The sequence below is a fragment of the Psychromonas sp. SA13A genome (assembly GCF_011378715.1).
Lineage (GTDB): Bacteria > Pseudomonadota > Gammaproteobacteria > Enterobacterales > Psychromonadaceae > Psychromonas.
Window position 1 is genome coordinate 18,366 of sequence record NZ_WTKU01000014.1, and the last position, 16,169, is coordinate 34,534.

The 16,169-nt window shown below is 38.3% G+C and carries 11 protein-coding genes and 5 tRNA genes; 8 read left to right on the forward strand and 8 right to left on the reverse strand.

All coding sequences use genetic code 11. The annotated features are described in order from the left end of the window. The first annotated feature begins 15 nt into the window (after nt 1–15). Nucleotides 16–351, forward strand: coding sequence for an NGG1p interacting factor NIF3 (locus tag GQR44_RS12815; protein WP_240923654.1), 336 nt, complete (start codon nt 16–18; stop codon nt 349–351). Between the two features lie 30 nt (nt 352–381). On the opposite strand, the gene GQR44_RS12820 is transcribed toward GQR44_RS12815, so the two are convergent. Continuing rightward, nucleotides 382–1,593 carry an MFS transporter gene (locus GQR44_RS12820; RefSeq protein ID WP_166372162.1) on the reverse strand — a complete coding sequence of 404 codons (1,212 nt, stop codon included), beginning with the start codon at nt 1,591–1,593 and terminating at the stop codon, nt 382–384. 101 nt (nt 1,594–1,694) lie between these two features. Between GQR44_RS12820 and GQR44_RS12825 the strand changes: the two genes are divergently transcribed. After that, complete coding sequence (locus GQR44_RS12825) at nt 1,695–2,564, forward strand: LysR family transcriptional regulator (RefSeq protein ID WP_166372163.1); 870 nt, start codon at nt 1,695–1,697, stop codon at nt 2,562–2,564. A 25-nt stretch (nt 2,565–2,589) separates the two neighbouring features. Here GQR44_RS12825 and GQR44_RS12830 read toward each other — a convergent pair whose 3' ends face one another. Then, on the reverse strand, nt 2,590–3,093 hold the full coding sequence (locus GQR44_RS12830; protein WP_166372164.1) for a YcxB family protein: 504 nt from the start codon (nt 3,091–3,093) through the stop codon (nt 2,590–2,592). A gap of 174 nt (nt 3,094–3,267) precedes the next feature. Between GQR44_RS12830 and GQR44_RS12835 the strand changes: the two genes are divergently transcribed. The 4 genes from GQR44_RS12835 to GQR44_RS12850 all read left to right on the forward strand — a co-directional run bounded on the left by GQR44_RS12835 (nt 3,268) and on the right by GQR44_RS12850 (nt 8,942). Continuing rightward, a complete protein-coding gene (locus tag GQR44_RS12835) occupies nt 3,268–4,446 on the forward strand; it encodes a cystathionine beta-lyase (protein ID WP_166372165.1) in 1,179 nt (392 codons plus the stop codon). Between the two features lie 162 nt (nt 4,447–4,608). After that, complete coding sequence (locus GQR44_RS12840) at nt 4,609–5,526, forward strand: type II CAAX endopeptidase family protein (RefSeq protein WP_166372166.1); 918 nt, start codon at nt 4,609–4,611, stop codon at nt 5,524–5,526. A 747-nt stretch (nt 5,527–6,273) separates the two neighbouring features. Continuing rightward, nucleotides 6,274–7,311 carry a glycosyl hydrolase family 8 gene (locus GQR44_RS12845; protein ID WP_166372167.1) on the forward strand — a complete coding sequence of 346 codons (1,038 nt, stop codon included), beginning with the start codon at nt 6,274–6,276 and terminating at the stop codon, nt 7,309–7,311. Between the two features lie 1,046 nt (nt 7,312–8,357). Then, a complete protein-coding gene (locus GQR44_RS12850) occupies nt 8,358–8,942 on the forward strand; it encodes a DUF938 domain-containing protein (RefSeq protein WP_205963066.1) in 585 nt (194 codons plus the stop codon). 183 nt (nt 8,943–9,125) lie between these two features. Here GQR44_RS12850 and GQR44_RS12855 read toward each other — a convergent pair whose 3' ends face one another. From GQR44_RS12855 to GQR44_RS12880, 6 genes are all read right to left on the reverse strand, one after another. Next, nucleotides 9,126–9,503 carry a DUF2237 domain-containing protein gene (locus tag GQR44_RS12855; protein WP_166372168.1) on the reverse strand — a complete coding sequence of 126 codons (378 nt, stop codon included), beginning with the start codon at nt 9,501–9,503 and terminating at the stop codon, nt 9,126–9,128. Nucleotides 9,504–10,224: 721 nt separating this feature from the next. After that, nucleotides 10,225–10,309, reverse strand: a tRNA-Leu gene (locus GQR44_RS12860). A 6-nt stretch (nt 10,310–10,315) separates the two neighbouring features. After that, a tRNA-Gln gene (locus GQR44_RS12865) sits at nt 10,316–10,390 on the reverse strand. Nucleotides 10,391–10,473: 83 nt separating this feature from the next. Further along, a tRNA-Gln gene (locus GQR44_RS12870) sits at nt 10,474–10,548 on the reverse strand. 184 nt (nt 10,549–10,732) lie between these two features. Beyond that, nucleotides 10,733–10,817 (reverse strand) — tRNA-Leu (locus GQR44_RS12875). 10 nt (nt 10,818–10,827) lie between these two features. Beyond that, nucleotides 10,828–10,904: transfer RNA gene (locus GQR44_RS12880), tRNA-Met, on the reverse strand. Between the two features lie 245 nt (nt 10,905–11,149). On the opposite strand from GQR44_RS12880, the gene sbcD reads away from it, so the two are divergent. Then, nucleotides 11,150–12,358 (forward strand): exonuclease subunit SbcD, encoded by a 1,209-nt coding sequence (gene sbcD, locus GQR44_RS12885; protein ID WP_166372169.1) that lies wholly within the window; start codon nt 11,150–11,152, stop codon nt 12,356–12,358. Then, nucleotides 12,355–16,074, forward strand: a complete 3,720-nt coding sequence (locus GQR44_RS12890; RefSeq protein ID WP_166372170.1) for an AAA family ATPase — start codon at nt 12,355–12,357, stop codon at nt 16,072–16,074. Before sbcD ends, GQR44_RS12890 begins: the two co-directional genes overlap by 4 nt. Nucleotides 16,075–16,169 lie beyond the last annotated feature (95 nt).

Sequence of the window (16,169 nt, forward strand, 5' to 3'; positions counted from 1 at the left end):
AAATATAGGGAATATATGCTGTATCAAATTTATTTTTATGTACCTGAAAATGCACTCGATGCCGTGAAAAAAGCGATGTTTGATGCGGGAGCGGGTGACCTTGGCGAATATCAACAATGTGCTTGGCAAATCTTAGGGCAAGGACAATTTAAGCCATCAGAAAATGCGACTCCGCATATTGGACAGCCAGATCAGTTAAGCAAATTAAACGAATACAGAGTTGAAATGGTGTGTAAAGAAAATCGACTTAAAGCCGCATTGAGCGCATTAATCAAGGCGCATCCTTATCAAGAAGTCGCCTATGGTGCGCTACCTATTGTTACCTTAGATAGCTTTAATAAAGGCTCCTAATAAATAACCTTAATCAATAACGTAAATAACTTACTGTACCGCCTGCAAGGTGTGTTCTTTTTTGTCATGCACAAAATGGCCTAAACGCCAGCATAACCAAAATACAACTGCGTATAATAACCCCGCCCCAATCACTACCTGCGTCCATCCACCATGTTGCCAGCAGTAAATAAGATAGAAACCGCCTAAGCTGCCGGAAACATAATAATGCACTAGGTATAACGCAGTCGCTGTGGCTTTAGATCTTTTTGCCTGTTGGCTAACCCAACCGTAAGCTAAAGAGTGGGTGAAGAAAGCCCCAAAACTTAATAAATTTAAGCCAATAAAAATGACCACTAAGGAATCATGGCTAGCAACTAGCATGCCTAATAAACCCATTATTGCACCAGCTAACATACCTGTAATAGGGCTAAATCGTTGACACCATATCCCCACTAGGCGAGAACTGACCGTTCCCGATAAGTAACATAAGAAAATCATCGCCGCGATACTAACAGGCATCGCATAAGGTTCACTGACCAAGCGAAACCCTGTCACCGTATATAAATTAATAAATATGGCAAAATTGACACCCCCAATTAACATCGCAAAATAGATTTTTTTATTCTTTAAATGCTCAATAATAATATGATGGTATTGAGATAAAGGACTGCTTTGTATTGTATTTTGCTGATTAGGTTGAGGTAACACCCAAGCAACCACTACCGCACCAATTAAGCTTAACAGCGCCATACAAGCCACCGCCGTTTGCCAGTCGAAATAGTCCGTGAGCATGCCACCAAACAAACGCCCAGAAATTCCCCCCAGAGAGTTGGCACTGATATACGCACCAATGCCGTGACTAAAAGCTTTTGCTGAAAACTCTTCAGCCATATAAGCAACAGCAACAGCGGTGAACCCAGCCAGTGCCATGCCCATTAAAGCACGGCTAATGGTCAGTAATAATAAACTGTCAGTCAATAATGAAGTTAAACCAATGGCGGGTAATAAAAACAAACTAATTAGCAGCACTTTGCGGCGGCCTATTCGTTCAGAGGCAAAGGCCCAAGGTAATAACATTAATGCTAGGGTCAAGGTGCCCGCAGCTAATAACCAGTTGATGTGGGTAGCCGATACAGCAAAGTGATCCGCTAAAACGGGTAACATAGGTTGAAATAAATAGAGATTACAAAATACTAAAAATGAACCAAAAGCGAGTGCGGCACTGACTTTATAATAGGCTTTACTGCGAAACTCAATCATCAACGTGATCACCAATAGGAAACAAGAGCAAAACAGTAGCAAGTTACTTGGAATAGTGAAAATATATAATAATTATCACTTCAATAGTTTTTGGTTATAGTATGGATACAAGACTTCTCACCTATTTTGCCGCAGTAGCAAAGTATCAAAATATCACCCATGCCGCTAAGGCGCTTCATATCGCACAACCTGCTTTGAGTGTTGCAATTAAAAAATTAGAAGCACAACTAGAGCTGGATCTGTTTCGTCGTAATGAACGAAAAATTACGCTTACTCATGAAGGTGAAATATTGCTGGGTCATGCAAAACAGATCATTCAACAATTAGATGATGCAACGCTTGCCATGAAAGAATTAAGAGGGCTAGAGAAGGGGGAAGTGCGCTTAGGTGTGCCCAGTATCATGGGCTCCTATTATTTTCCCGATGTACTAATGGCATTTAAAAGCCGCTATCCTAAATTAAAACTGGTGATGATTGAAGCAGGCGCGCAGTCGATACAAAAAATGTTACTCGATGGCGATATTGACCTAGGGATTATTCAAGCGCGTAACTTGCCGGAAGCATTGGATTCAGAACATCTGATCCGTTCACAAATGGTAGCTGTGGTGCATACTGAACATGAGTTTGCCGATAAAAAGTCACTTTCCTTTGCAGAATTCTTTTCTCAAGAATTAATCATGTTTAAGCAGGGGTACTTTCACCGTGAAATATTAGATGATATTTGCCGGCAACAAAAATTAACGGCTAACTTCTCCTTTGAGACTAATTTACTGGCGGTTATGCTGAAGATTGTAAAACGTGATTTTGCCATTTCAGCCTTACTTGAACTCGCGACTGAAAAAGAGCCCGATATTATTTCCATTCCTTTTGAAGAGCCTATCTTCCTTGATATTTCCATTGCATGGAGGAAGAAAGGCTACTTATCTATAGCTGACCGAACCTTCCTAGAGTTTGTAAAACAAAATCACTAAAGGGGCCTGTGTGATAGATAACTGATTACTTAATTTGCGATGGGGCAGTCATCTTTTTACCAATTAACTGCTTTTGAATATAATCTTGAATAGGTGCATCTAAACAAGATTTACTCAAATATTGTTGTCCACCTTGCTCTAAATTCAGCATAAAGCCCACATCTGTTTCGCAAAAACTATTAATAGACTGCCAAGATAATTGGTTGTTGATGTAAACACTTTTATTTTCAATACCTTGTTCATCGAAAATAAGGGTGATTTTGTTACCTGCGTTTTTACTCATCATTTGTCGCATTAACCACCATGAACGACGGTATTTAAAGCTAAAATATTCTAATACTGCAATGCCAAAGAAAAACCATGCCAGTAAACCTTGCACTTCAGTTGCAAACAAAAAAAACAAACCAGCTAAAATTAAACCTGCCATAAACACAAAACGCGGCTTTTGTGGCCCTTTTAATAACATCGATTGGTCAAAGCATTCGCCATAATGTGCTCGGTCTAATATAAAGTGCGTTTCAAACTGCATGCTTAACCTATCTTGTCTAAAAATATAAATAACGATTATACCTTCTTCTCTCCACCGTAAGCTAATTTATCGAGACTATCTTATGATAATTTTGTCGCTGTTTATCTTCATTTGAAGTGGTAACATATAATCATATTCTTCAATGCTTTATTAATAATGGGATGGGTTGGTAAAATGAAAAAAGAAACGCAGATAGTAACTTTAGGCCGTGATAAAAAATGGGCAAATGGCGTCATTAATCCACCGGTAGTGCGTGCGTCTACCATGACATTTGAAACCATGGAAGAGATGCGTTTTGCTGCAAAAAATAAAGCAAACGGTTCATTGTTTTACGGTCGCCGTGGTGGACCAACACATTTTGCATTTCAAGCTGCCATTTCAGAATTAGAAGGTGGCGTAGGTACCGCTTTATATCCATCGGGGTCTGCAGCAATTAGTAATTCACTTATATCTTTCTTAAAATCTGGCGACCATCTATTAATGGTTGATAGTGCTTATGAACCAACGCGGGCATTGTGTGACACTTTACTCGCTGGCTTTGGTATCGAAACCACCTACTATGACCCAATGATTGGTGCTGGCATTAAAGACCTTATTCAAGACAATACCAAAGTATTATTTTTAGAATCTCCAGGTTCAATCACCATGGAAATTCAAGACGTACCGACATTAAGTAAAATCGCCCACGAGCACGGTGTGGTAGTGATGTTAGATAATACCTGGGCTTCACCAATTAACTCTCGTCCATTTGATATGGGCGTTGATATTTCTATTCAAGCGGCTACCAAATACATAGTAGGACACTCCGATGTGATGATGGGGACTGCGACCTCGAATGAAGCACATTGGGAACAGTTACGTGAAAACAGTTATTTGATGGGGCAATGTACGTCACCGGATGATGTGTACCTTGCCAGTCGTGGCCTGCGCACATTAGGTGTGAGAATGGCGCAGCATGAAAAGAATGCATTACAAGTTGCCAACTGGTTAGCAACACGTCCAGAAGTGGATCATATTCGCCATCCTGCTTTTGAATCTTGTCCTGGGCATGAGTTCTTTAAACGTGATTTTAGCGCATCAAATGGATTATTTTCCTTTGTGTTAAAAGAAGGTAATAGTCATGCTTTAACGGCTTTAGTCGAGAATATGCATCATTTTAAAATGGGCTTTTCATGGGGGGGATTTGAAAGCTTAATTTTAAGTGTATCGGGCATCGATAAGATTAGAACTGTGACCAAATGGGATAGCAGTAAACCTTTGATCCGTGTTCATATTGGTTTAGAGAGTCCTGATGATTTAATTGCCGATTTAGAAGCAGGTTTTGATCGTTTTAATGCTGCGCTAAATAAATAGTAAGTAACTAGCTTAAATTCGCATAATCAGTTTATGCTTATTTAGTGAATCGAAAGAAGGAGCCATTTGGCTCCTTTTGTGTTTTAGCATTCGCTATTTATCACATTGAGTGAATTCAACTCTGAAGCCGATTAACAAGAAAATAAAAATGAGCACAATAGAATGACTTTTTATATTTTAGGCCTAGCGATTTTATCTGTGTTTCCGTTCTGCAAAATAACATTCTTCAAACAACCAATTTGGCTATGGTTATTGATTTTGAGTGTACTCAGTGCTGCACTCGAAGGTCATATCAATATAGTTGGGCTGGTGGTTATTACGTTTTATGTTGCTTTATATTACGGCACACTCAATATAAAACAGCCAATAATAAACAAAGCAATAACCATCGCGTTTATAGGTGCGGCATTGGGTCTTGCACTGCATTATGTACCTGGTTTTAATAACTTACCGATTGTTGTTAATGAGCAAATTAGCAGTGATGCTATCGCTTATACGCTTTACGCTAACTTCGATAAGGCTATTGCGGGTTTGTTATTGAGCGCTTACTACTTTTCAACGCTAGCGCCAAAACGACAGCGAACTTTAGATTCAAAGGGCATAGATTCAAAGAGCATAGACTCAAAAAGCTTAGCTTCAAAAAAACTAGCTTTAAAACAACCTGTTTTAATAATTATCGGCACTATTTTAACTACACTTATTGTGGCTTTATTACTTGGTATTGTCAGCTTTAACCCTAAAGTACCTGATTTTTGGTTGGCATTTATTGCGATCAATTTACTTTTTACCTGCGTTGCAGAAGAGGCTTTATTTAGAGGACTTTTGCAAACTAAGCTTTCACAACAAATCATATCAGCTCGATTTGCAATACTCGCACCTATCATTATTGCCTGCATTTTTGCGCTGGCGCACTTTATGGGCGGGGTTAATTACATTTTGGTTTCAGCTGTGGCAGGGTTTGGTTATGGTTATATTTTTTATAAAACCCAGCGTTTAGAGTGGGCAATCTTATGTCATTGGTTAGTAAATGTGTGTCACTTCTTTTTATTCACTTATCCGATGATTAAGCTTCAAGCATAAGTAAGCAAACCACGAAAAGTAAAAAATGGTTAAATTAAAAGCTTTTTAAAGTCAAAAGCTAATTAACCACGAAGGCACGAAGGGTGAAGAAGGTAAGGTCCAAAGCTTTTTTAAATATTTATTTGGTTGGTCTGTGTTGGTTTCCTTCGTGTTCTTCGTGAAGCGCAGCGCTTCGTGGTTGCTTGAGTTTTTAAAGTCAAAGGCGATTTAACCACGAAGGCACGAAGGGTGGAGAAGGTAAGGTCCAAAGCTTTTTTAAATATTTAATGGGTTTGTGTTGTTTTCCTTCGTGCTCTTCGTGAAGCGCAGCGCTTCGTGGTTGCTTATTATTTTTAAAATCAAAGGCGATTTAACCACGAAGGCACGAAGGGTGAAGAAGGTAAGGTCAAAAAATTTCAAATATTTATTTGGTTGGTCTGTGTTGGTTTTCTTCGTGTTATTCATGAAGCGCAGCGCTTCGTGGTTGCTTATTTTTTTAAAATCAAAGGCGATTTAACCACGAAGGCACGGAGGATGAAGAAGGTAAGATAAAAATAATTATTTTCTAGATTTTTCCTTCGTGCTCTTCGTGAAGCGTAGCGCTTCGTGGTTGCTTGAGTTTTTAAAGTCAAAAGCGTGTTAACCGCCAAGACTCGAAGGGTGGGGAAGGTTTTTATTATGGGTGCTTTTTATTATGTTCAGCTTTATCATGGCGACTTGTTTTTCTATACCGCATTATCTTAAAAAAGCCTAAGGAACCCTCGGAAAATGAAGAAAACTATATTCATCGCAATAATTGTGTCGTTGATTGCAATATCATTTTTACCAAAATTTCTTTCTTTTGAGCGAACGCCATTTCAAAAAAATTGGATTACTTACAAACAACAATTCATCGAGTCCGGACGAGCGCTTGATGGTGAGAACAATAATATCTCAAGCAGCGAAGGACAGGGTTTTGCATTATTGTTTGCCGTATTTTCTAATGATAGAGATCAGTTTCAAGAGATGTGGGCATGGACACAAAAAAATATGCAGCGCGAAGATCACTTATTCCGCCAACAATATACGGCTACCGAAAAAGGGCTGTGTGATAATCAATGTATCTCTGCTCAAAGCAATGCAAGCAATGGCGATATCATTATTGCGTGGGCTTTATTAGCGGCAGAAAATAAATGGGATCGTCAAATTTATCTTGTTGAAGGGTTGCGAGTGTTAGATGCTATTAAAACTAAACTTATTCGTCAAAAATTCGGTTATCAGCTGATCTTACCAAGTGAAACAGATTTTGAATTACCCGCTGACAGCATTCAGCTCAATTTATCCTACTGGGTATTCCCCGCTTTAAATCTATTTACTGAAGTAACAGGCGATCCTATTTGGGCTGAAGTCTATAAATCAGGAACATCACTGTTGGAAACAGCTCGCTTTGGTGATTGGAACTTACCTGCGGATTGGATGATTCTGTCAGATGATAAAGTAAGTTTACAAGATGCTATCTCTGCTGAATATGGAGATAATGCGAGTAAATTACCGCTTTATCTAATGTTAGCGCAAGATTATCAAACACAATTAATAACTCCATTTATCAATTTTTGGGCTAAGAACCCTTTACCTGCCTCGATGAACTTACTAACAGGCCAAGCTTCATTGCAAACGGCTAATAGTGGAATACAGGCGATTAAAGCCCTCACAGAAGCCAGAATGAATAATACAGAAGCTAAACCATTGCCCGAAGTAACAGCAGAAACAGACTATGACTCTGCGACCTTGATTTTATTATCACAGCTTCCAATTGTGAAAAAGTAACGTTGTTGGGTTTTGCACTTTTAAAATCACAAGCTGATTAACTAGGAAGGTTTGAAGGTTGAGAAAGATAAAGTCAAAAGCCCTTTAACCAGGAAGGCGCGAAGGGTAAGAAGGTTAGGTCATAACAATAACTTTTATGTTTTTAAGCCTTGCTTCGTGGTCGCTTGATTTTTAAAGTCAAAAGCTGTTTAACCACGAAGGCACGAAGAGGGGGGAAGGTAAGATCAAAATAATTATTTTTTGCACCTTAAGGTTTTTACTTCGTGTTCTTCGTGAAGCGTAGCGCTTCGTGGTTGCTTTAATTTTTAAAGTCAAAGCAACAACAAAGGGTGAGGAAGGTTAAGTACTTAACTTCATACGACGTTAAGTCGTTATTAGTAAAGTATAAATATTGATTAAAGTTTGTGGGTGTCCTGCTCTTTTTGTTTATTTCAATCGATTTTGTAGAGGGGAAGCAAATAAGTCACCCTCATAGTATATTGAGGCCGATGATACTTATTATGCTCAATATAACTAATTTCTCGCTTCGTGATTACTTGATTCTTTAAAGAGCAAAAGAAAGATAAAAAGCCGATTAACCACGAAGACACGAAGGGTAAAGAAGGTTAGGTAATTAACTTTATAGCAAGTTAAGTGGTTGTTAATAAAGTATTAATCTTAATTAAAGTTTATGGGTGTCCAACACTTTGTCGATGTACAGATAATAATATTGACCCCGCACTTTTGAGTGGCAATAAGTGATATCCCATGACCACACTTCATTCGCTTTATTAGCTGCTTAATAAAACCAGAGTGTAGTTTAAATAAGCATAATTGTTGACATGATTTTTAAACGGGAAAATAGTTTAACCTCCTCAGTTTAATGCGAAGTGTTAGCTAAAGTGAGGAGCAGGCTGATAATTTCCTTTGATTACATTGTCTAGGCGATCGCCTTACATTAATTTTAATATCGAGACAGTAACTCTAAGGTCATAAATTTACTATTAGGCTCTTCTTTATAACATTAACTTAAAAATATTTTTATTCTTTTCATTGGTGACTTTATTATGTCGAAAGATTTTTCTACTTCTTGTGAACGCAATCAGCAACCTATCTTAGAGCAACTTTCTATTTATTTTAAAGATAGTAAACAAGTACTTGAAATAGGCTCGGGTACAGGACAACATGCTGTGTTTTTTGCGCAATCTCTGCCGCATTTAATATGGAACACTAGTGATATGCTTGATAATCACAAGAGTATTAAAGCATGGAAGCAAGATGAGGAGGTAAAGAATATTGTTGATCCTATCGAGTTTCACTTTGGTAAAAATGATTGGCCAGATTTAGATATCGATGCAATTTTCACCGCTAATACAACGCATATTATGCAACGTGAAGAAGCTAAGTTGATGATGGAAATGGTGGCAACCCATTTACCTAGTGGCGGTGTGTTTTGTCAATATGGTCCTTTTAATGTTAATGGTGAATACACAAGTGACGGTAACCGATCTTTTGATCAACACCTTGCTGAGAGTGATTGCGGTGGAATTCGAGATATCGAAGAGCTAACAGAGTGGGCGATTGGCATGCAGCTCGCTTATAAAGTACCAATGCCAGCGAATAACTTTTTATTAGTATGGAGGGTTATTTAAATTAAAGAAATTACTAGCATTAGGATTTTTAAATTCGCAATAAAAATTAGAAATACCTACAAAGTTAAGTAAATCAATTAAAATAGCTATACGATAATATTTAAATTTTAATAAAGGAGCGCTTTGATAGACTTTACTAAGTTGCTGGCTATATGCGCGATAAACTAGTTATTTTTTTACGCCTTAATTTAGGTCCACTGCGTATTTTTTTAGTAATTCCATTGACACAATATCTAGCGCTTTAATGTGAGTCCTTGTGAGATGAATTCTGGGGGCCATATTAGCTTTTTCTGCCTCCAACCACCGCATTGCACATAAACACCAACAATTTCCAGGCTTTAAACCTTTAAAGTTAAATTCAGGTACAGGAGTAGATAAGTCATTTCCTCTAAGTTTTGAATATTCCAAGAACTCTTTTGTTACTTTAATGCAGACAGTATGTGAACCAACATCATCTTTATTGGTATTACATTTGCCATCACGGTAAAAACCAGTAATTGGGTCCCCACAACAAACTTCTAGTGCTTCACCAAATACATTTATAGATTCATCCATTCCCATATCGCAATACCTTTAATTTATTTAAATTCCATAGAACAATACCTGTCTGAAACAATAAATCAATTAGTTAAAGTTGTTAATAAAGTTTAAAAAAATTAAACAATAGAAATATTCTATATTCATAACGAAAATACAGAAGATTCAAGCCTCTGTTGTCTGTTTTATTTTCAGGAGTAAAAACTGATTTAATTATTCTTTATTCAAAAATAGATGGTGCGGAATGAAGAGACTTGAGCTCTCAGACCTTACGCGTTCTTTGGGATTAGCTGAACCTAATTCTGGTGCGTCTAGCAATTCCTCAAATTTCAGGCATAAAAAAACCAGCAATTAGCTGGTTAATTTATTTCTTAACTGGTGTGGTTAAGAATGGTGCGGAATGAAGAGACTTGAGCTTTCACACCTTACGCGTTCTATACCAATCTAGTTGAGTAGATGACCGTATATTACGCAGGAAAAATAAAAAGTAGCAAGGCGTTTGATTGAGTAATAGCTAGCTATTGGGATTGAAAACAACGCAGGTAGTTTTGATTTTAACCAGTAAGGTAGGTTAGATAGTTAACTACATTGGTATTAATAGCTGAACCTAATTCTAGTGTGTTTATCAATTACGCCACTTTCGTAAGTTTAAATTTGAGAGTCTTTTGCAATTTCTCAAATTTTAGGCATAAAAAAACCAGCTAATAAGCTGGTTAATTTATTTCTTAACTGGTGTGGTTAAGAATGGTGCGGAAGGAGAGACTTGAACTCTCACACCTTACGATACTAGAACCTAAATCTAGCGCGTCTACCAATTCCGCCACTTCCGCAAAATTTGGCTGGGATAAGAGGATTTGAACCTCTGAATGCCGAGATCAAAACCCGGTGCCTTACCGCTTGGCGATATCCCAGTTGTAAATTTTAGAGAGTTTATTCTCTTTCAAGTTTAGCCTTCTTCAAGGATTCCAATCCGTTAAAAACGAATTAGAGAATGTGGCTGGGATAAGAGGATTTGAACCTCTGAATGCCGAGATCAAAACCCGGTGCCTTACCGCTTGGCGATATCCCAATCGTTATTTTAAAGAGTTCATTCTCTTAAGAACATGCCGAGATCCTATATTAAAATCCTGCGGTTTATTACCGCTTGGCGATATCCCAATTACTATTTTTAAGAGTTTAATCTCTTGGCTTGCGCCGAATTGTTTTTTTAAAGAGTTGAACTTCTCTGATTGGATTCTTTATTGAATAAAGAATGGTGCGGAAGGAGAGACTTGAACTCTCACACCTTACGATACTAGAACCTAAATCTAGCGCGTCTACCAATTCCGCCACTTCCGCGTAAAGTAAATGGTGGCTACACCGGGATTTGAACCTGGGACCCCATCATTATGAGTGATGTGCTCTAACCAGCTGAGCTATGTAGCCATTTTTTACTTTAATCTTAACAACCGCTGCAGAACAGTACGTCGTTTCGATGGGGCGCATTATGCGGATATCAGTGAACCTCGTCAACTATTTTTTAATAAAAAAAACGTTTTTTTGTTTTTTTGCTTAATTGCTAATCAAGTTGTTTTTATTTTGTGCAAACATAATCAAAAACAACGCTGAATAGAGTTTTATATGCCTGAAAAAGATAAACTGGCTCTCATTTAATTCAAGAAAAGTGAAACATGAAAATATTACACACCTCAGATTGGCACCTTGGCCAGTATTTTATGATGAAAACGCGTGAAAAAGAACATCAGCAATTTTTATCCTGGTTAATTGAAACAGTGAATGACCAAAAGGTAGATGCTGTGATTGTCGCGGGTGATATTTTCGATAGTGCTTCGCCTGCTTCTTATGCGCGTAAGTTGTATGCAGACTTTGTGGTGCAATTACAGCAGAGTTATTGTTCGCAGTTAGTGATTGTTTCAGGTAACCATGACAGCGTTGCGGTGTTAAATGAAAGTAAATCTTTATTAAACGCGTTAAATGTCGCTGTGCTTGCTGGTTTAAGTGAAAATTTAAACGACCATATAATTGAAATAAGTAACAGTAAAGGTGAGAAAGGGCTGGTTTGTGCTTTACCTTTTTTACGCGCAACGGATGTGATGAGTGGCGAGCATGGTTTATCTGCCAAACAAAAGCAGATGAACCTTCAACAGGGTATCGCACAAACCTATGAAGACATTTATCAGTTAGCAAAACAAAAACAAACTGAGCAACATCAACTAGTAATGGCAACTGGTCATTTAACCGCTGTCGGGTGTTCCGTTACTGAGTCTGTTCGCGATATTTATATCGGTACCCTAACGGCTTTCCCATCAACCTTATTTCCTGCCTTTGATTATATTGCGCTTGGTCATCTTCATCGTTCTCAAATGGTGCAAAAAAATAATACGGTTCGTTATTCAGGTTCACCTATCCCTTTAAGTTTTGATGAAAGTAAGCACCAAAAACAAGTGGTTATTATTGAAGCTGATGGGGAAGAGTTAACAGTTAATGAATATCCAATTCCTTGTTTTCAGCCATTGATGGTGATCACGGGGGATTTAAAACAAGTAAGTGAGCAATTAACGGCGCTAGTTAATGAGTCAAAGGATGATGAAATTTGGGCTGAAGTGAAATTAAAGCAAGCTTATGTGGAGATAGATTTACAGTCGGTATTGAATGAAATCGTGGTTGATAGTGGTATTGAGATTTTAAAAGTGAGTAGTCCGCAGGTGAATGAGTCCAGCCAATGGAGCGAACAGCAAGGGGTGACGCTTGAAACCTTAACACCTACGCAGTTATTTGAATACAGGTTAAGCAGCGAAGAACATCTCAGCGACGTTCAGCAGGAACAATTAACCTTGTTATACAAACAAGTGTTAGCGGATGTGGAGGCGCAATCATGAGAATTTGTAGCTTACGCTTTAAAAACTTAAATTCATTAAAGGGCCATTGGAAAATAGATTTTCAATCGCAAGCTTTTGTCGATAATGGGTTATTTGTTATCACAGGGCAAACGGGCGCAGGTAAAAGTACTATTTTAGATGCGCTATGTTTGGCTTTATACCAACAAACTCCGCGCTTAGATAAAATAACGCACAGTAAAAATGAGCTAATGACTCGTGGCACAGGGGATTGTGAAGCAGAGGTTGAGTTTGCCGTTAAAGGTAAAAAGTATCGTGTTTTTTGGGGACAAAGCCGAGCTAGAAAAAGTGCTTTGGGTAAGTTACAACCTCCCTTTGCTGAGTTAGCCGATGACAACGGAAAAATTATTGCCAGTAAAGTCAGTGACGTTTTAAAGCAAGTGGTCGAAATAACAGGATTAGATTTCTCTCGTTTTACAAAGTCTATGTTGTTAGCACAAGGTGGGTTTGCTGCTTTTTTAAATGCACCGGCCAAGGAGCGTGGCGAATTATTAGAAGAGTTAACGGGCACAGAGATTTACGCGCAAATCTCAAGGCAAGTTTTTGAGCAAAATAAAATCGTGCAAGCAGAGTTGAAAGTGTTAAGTGCCCAGTCTCAAGTATTGACCTTACTCGGTGAAGAAGAGGTTACTCAGTTACAGGCAAATATTGAATTATTAGAGACTAAAAAATCAGAGAATGATAAATCCGTTAAAGCATTAGAGTTAGCTATTCGTTGGCACCAAACGGCACAGTCATTAGCCGACGAGTTAACCGTGCAACAACTACAATTCGATTCTGCGCAAACAGCGGTGAATGATTTTGAAGTAGATAAAGCGCGTTTGCAGCTAGCTGAAAAAGCACAACGTTTAAAACAAAGCTTTGAATATTTGCAGGCAGTGACTGAAAAATGCCTGCAGTTACAAAGTACGCTCACTACTAGACAGCAACAAGCGGATCAATTAGCAGAAGAAATAAAGTTACAAGCGCTTAAGGTTTCTGACCTTTCTGAAGCCAAAGAGAAGGTTTTTACAAGTAGTGAAAAACAGCTCTCTGAGATTAATAAGTCGTTGATCCCGCTGGATCTGAGCATTAAATCAACGCAGCAAAGCTTAGTAGACAAAAAGCATGACGCTACATTATTGGCTAAGCAGATAGACGAAAAGCAAAGCGCATTGCTAGCAGAACAATCGAGTTTAAGCGGTAAGCAGAAAACATTAACAGCTCTGGAGTTGAAAAATGCTGCACAGCCAGCGCTTGAGCAGTTACAGAAGAACTTGCCTTTAGTTGAGCATCAGATAAGTGATTTCATCAAGCATCAACACAATCAATTAACGCTTAACAATAAAGATAAAAAATTAGCTGAGCATTTAACTACGCAGCAGAACCTGCACTCTGAAGAGCAAAAAAAAGGCGCTTTATTAGTACAACAGCAGTCACAAGCTGAGCAGTTGGTTAGCCATAAAAAACAACAAATTGAACAATTATTTTTAGCGCATCAGTTAACTGATTCAAGCCAGCTTAATAGCGCTATTAATCAGTTATACAATGAACAACAGACTGTTTCTTTGCAAATTCAATTAGCAGAAAAAATTCAGTTGAATGGTGACGCTAATGCAAAGAAAATGCAGGCGGTTAATCTATTAAAGTCGCAACACCAGGAAACGGCGTTGACGTTACAGGGCTTAAAAGATAAAGGATTAATCCTTAAGCAGAATGTTGCTGATTTAAAGCGTTTGCTTAAACAGGAACAAATTATCTTAAGCTTGTCGGGTTTACAGCAACAGGTTCAACCTGATCAAGCTTGTCCTTTATGCGGGTCATTAGATCATCCCGCGCTAGAAAACTATCAACCTGTGGATGATGGTAATACTGAAAGGCGTTTGCAAAATAAAGAAGAAGAGTTAATTACTGCACGCAGTGATTACGCGGGAATACAATCAGATTATAAAGCGCAACAAGTGCAACTTTCTAATTTAACTAATGAATTAGAGGAACTGAACACCGCCAAACAAGCTTTATTAGCAGAGTGGCAAGCTGGCTATCAACAACCTTACCTTGAGCAAAGTTTAAATCAATTACGTGAGCAATTGCCTGAATTAAAACAAAAGCTAGAGAAATTTAGCGATGTGCAAAATTCGTTACAACAATTTAATGAACAATTACAAAAAGCACAGAATGAAGCGCAGCAGTTACAGCAACAGCTAAGCGCACAGCAACAAAAGCTCAACAGTTGTGAGCAAAACATCGCCAGTGTAAAAGCTGATATTAATGCCAATGCACATCTGTTAGCGCAAGAGGATGAGTTATTAGCGGCGCAAAAGCAAAGTATCACTGCTTTATTGAGCGAAGAAGAGGCGAAACAATTATTTGCCGCACCGCAAACTTGGTTAACCACACAACAACAAAAAATCAATGAATTTGAACAGGATAAACAACAGGTAAAAACCTTATCTGAAGAGATACAGCAACTTAATCAAAGTGTGTTGTTAAAGGAGCAAGCGTTAAATCAAATTAAAGCGACTTCAAGTGAATTAAGTGCTGCGTTGACCTTGATTGATGAGCAGTTATCAAAAGATAAACAACAACGTTTTGATCAGTTTGGTGATAAACCACAGCAAGTATTAGTGGATGAGAGCAAACAAGCGCAAGTTGCTGCGGAACTACAGCGCGATCAGGCGTTGTCTGTGCAACAAACATTATTGAACAAGCAAAATGAATCATCTGGTCAGCTATCATCGCTTAACACGCAACTTGAAGAACAACAGTTAGAAAAGGAACGTCAACAAACGCTGTTTTCTGAAAAACTTGCAGCCAGTGATTTTGATGACCAAAAAGCGTTGCAGAGTGCGATGTTAACAGAATTAGAAATCAATCAGCTACAGACATTACAAGCGACACTCAATGAACAGCTAATAAGTCATAGAAGTAAATTAGCGGCTTTAACTGATCGCCATCAAGCACATCTTAAACAGCAAGTGAGTAAAGACTCGCTCACTGAATTAGAGTTAAAACTCGCGACTTATATGCAGAAAAATGAAGAGATTAATCAGCAATGGTTAACGGATAAAGCAACGCTCAGTAGCGATAAAGTGAATCAACAGAAGCAAGCTAGCATTATTGCGGAGCAACAAAAACGTAAGGAACATGCGGAATATTGGCAACTTTTAAATACGATGATCGGCGCTGCAGACGGCAATAAGTATCGAGAGTTTGTACAGGGGCTAACTTTAGATAACCTAGTGCAATTAGCTAACCAAGAGATGGGTAATTTACACCAACGTTATCAATTAAAGCGTAATCAAGAAGACAAACTAGCGTTACAAGTAGTGGATTTATGGCAAGCAAATACAGTGCGGGATGTGAAAACATTGTCGGGCGGTGAAAGCTTTTTAGTGAGCTTAGGGTTAGCGCTAGCGTTATCAAACTTGGTGAGCCATAAAACACAGATAGAATCGTTATTTTTAGATGAAGGCTTTGGCACGCTTGATGGAAACACCTTAGAAGTCGCATTAGAGGCGTTGGAAAGACTTAATGCCTCTGGAAAGCTGATTGGTATTATTTCCCATGTGGATGCATTAAAAGAGCGTATTAATCATCAAATTCACGTGACTAAAGGTGCGTCAGCCGGATTTAGTCAATTAGCCCCTGAATATCATTTTATTGGTAGTACTGCTTCCGCAGATTCGAATGCTGCGGATGATTCAGCTGGTACGTAAAAGGTGCAGGACATCCGTTAGATAAAAGGTTGTAGGCATAAACTAAAGATCTAACGGTGATGCGCCAATGCAAACAAAGTGCGCTTTAACGCTTT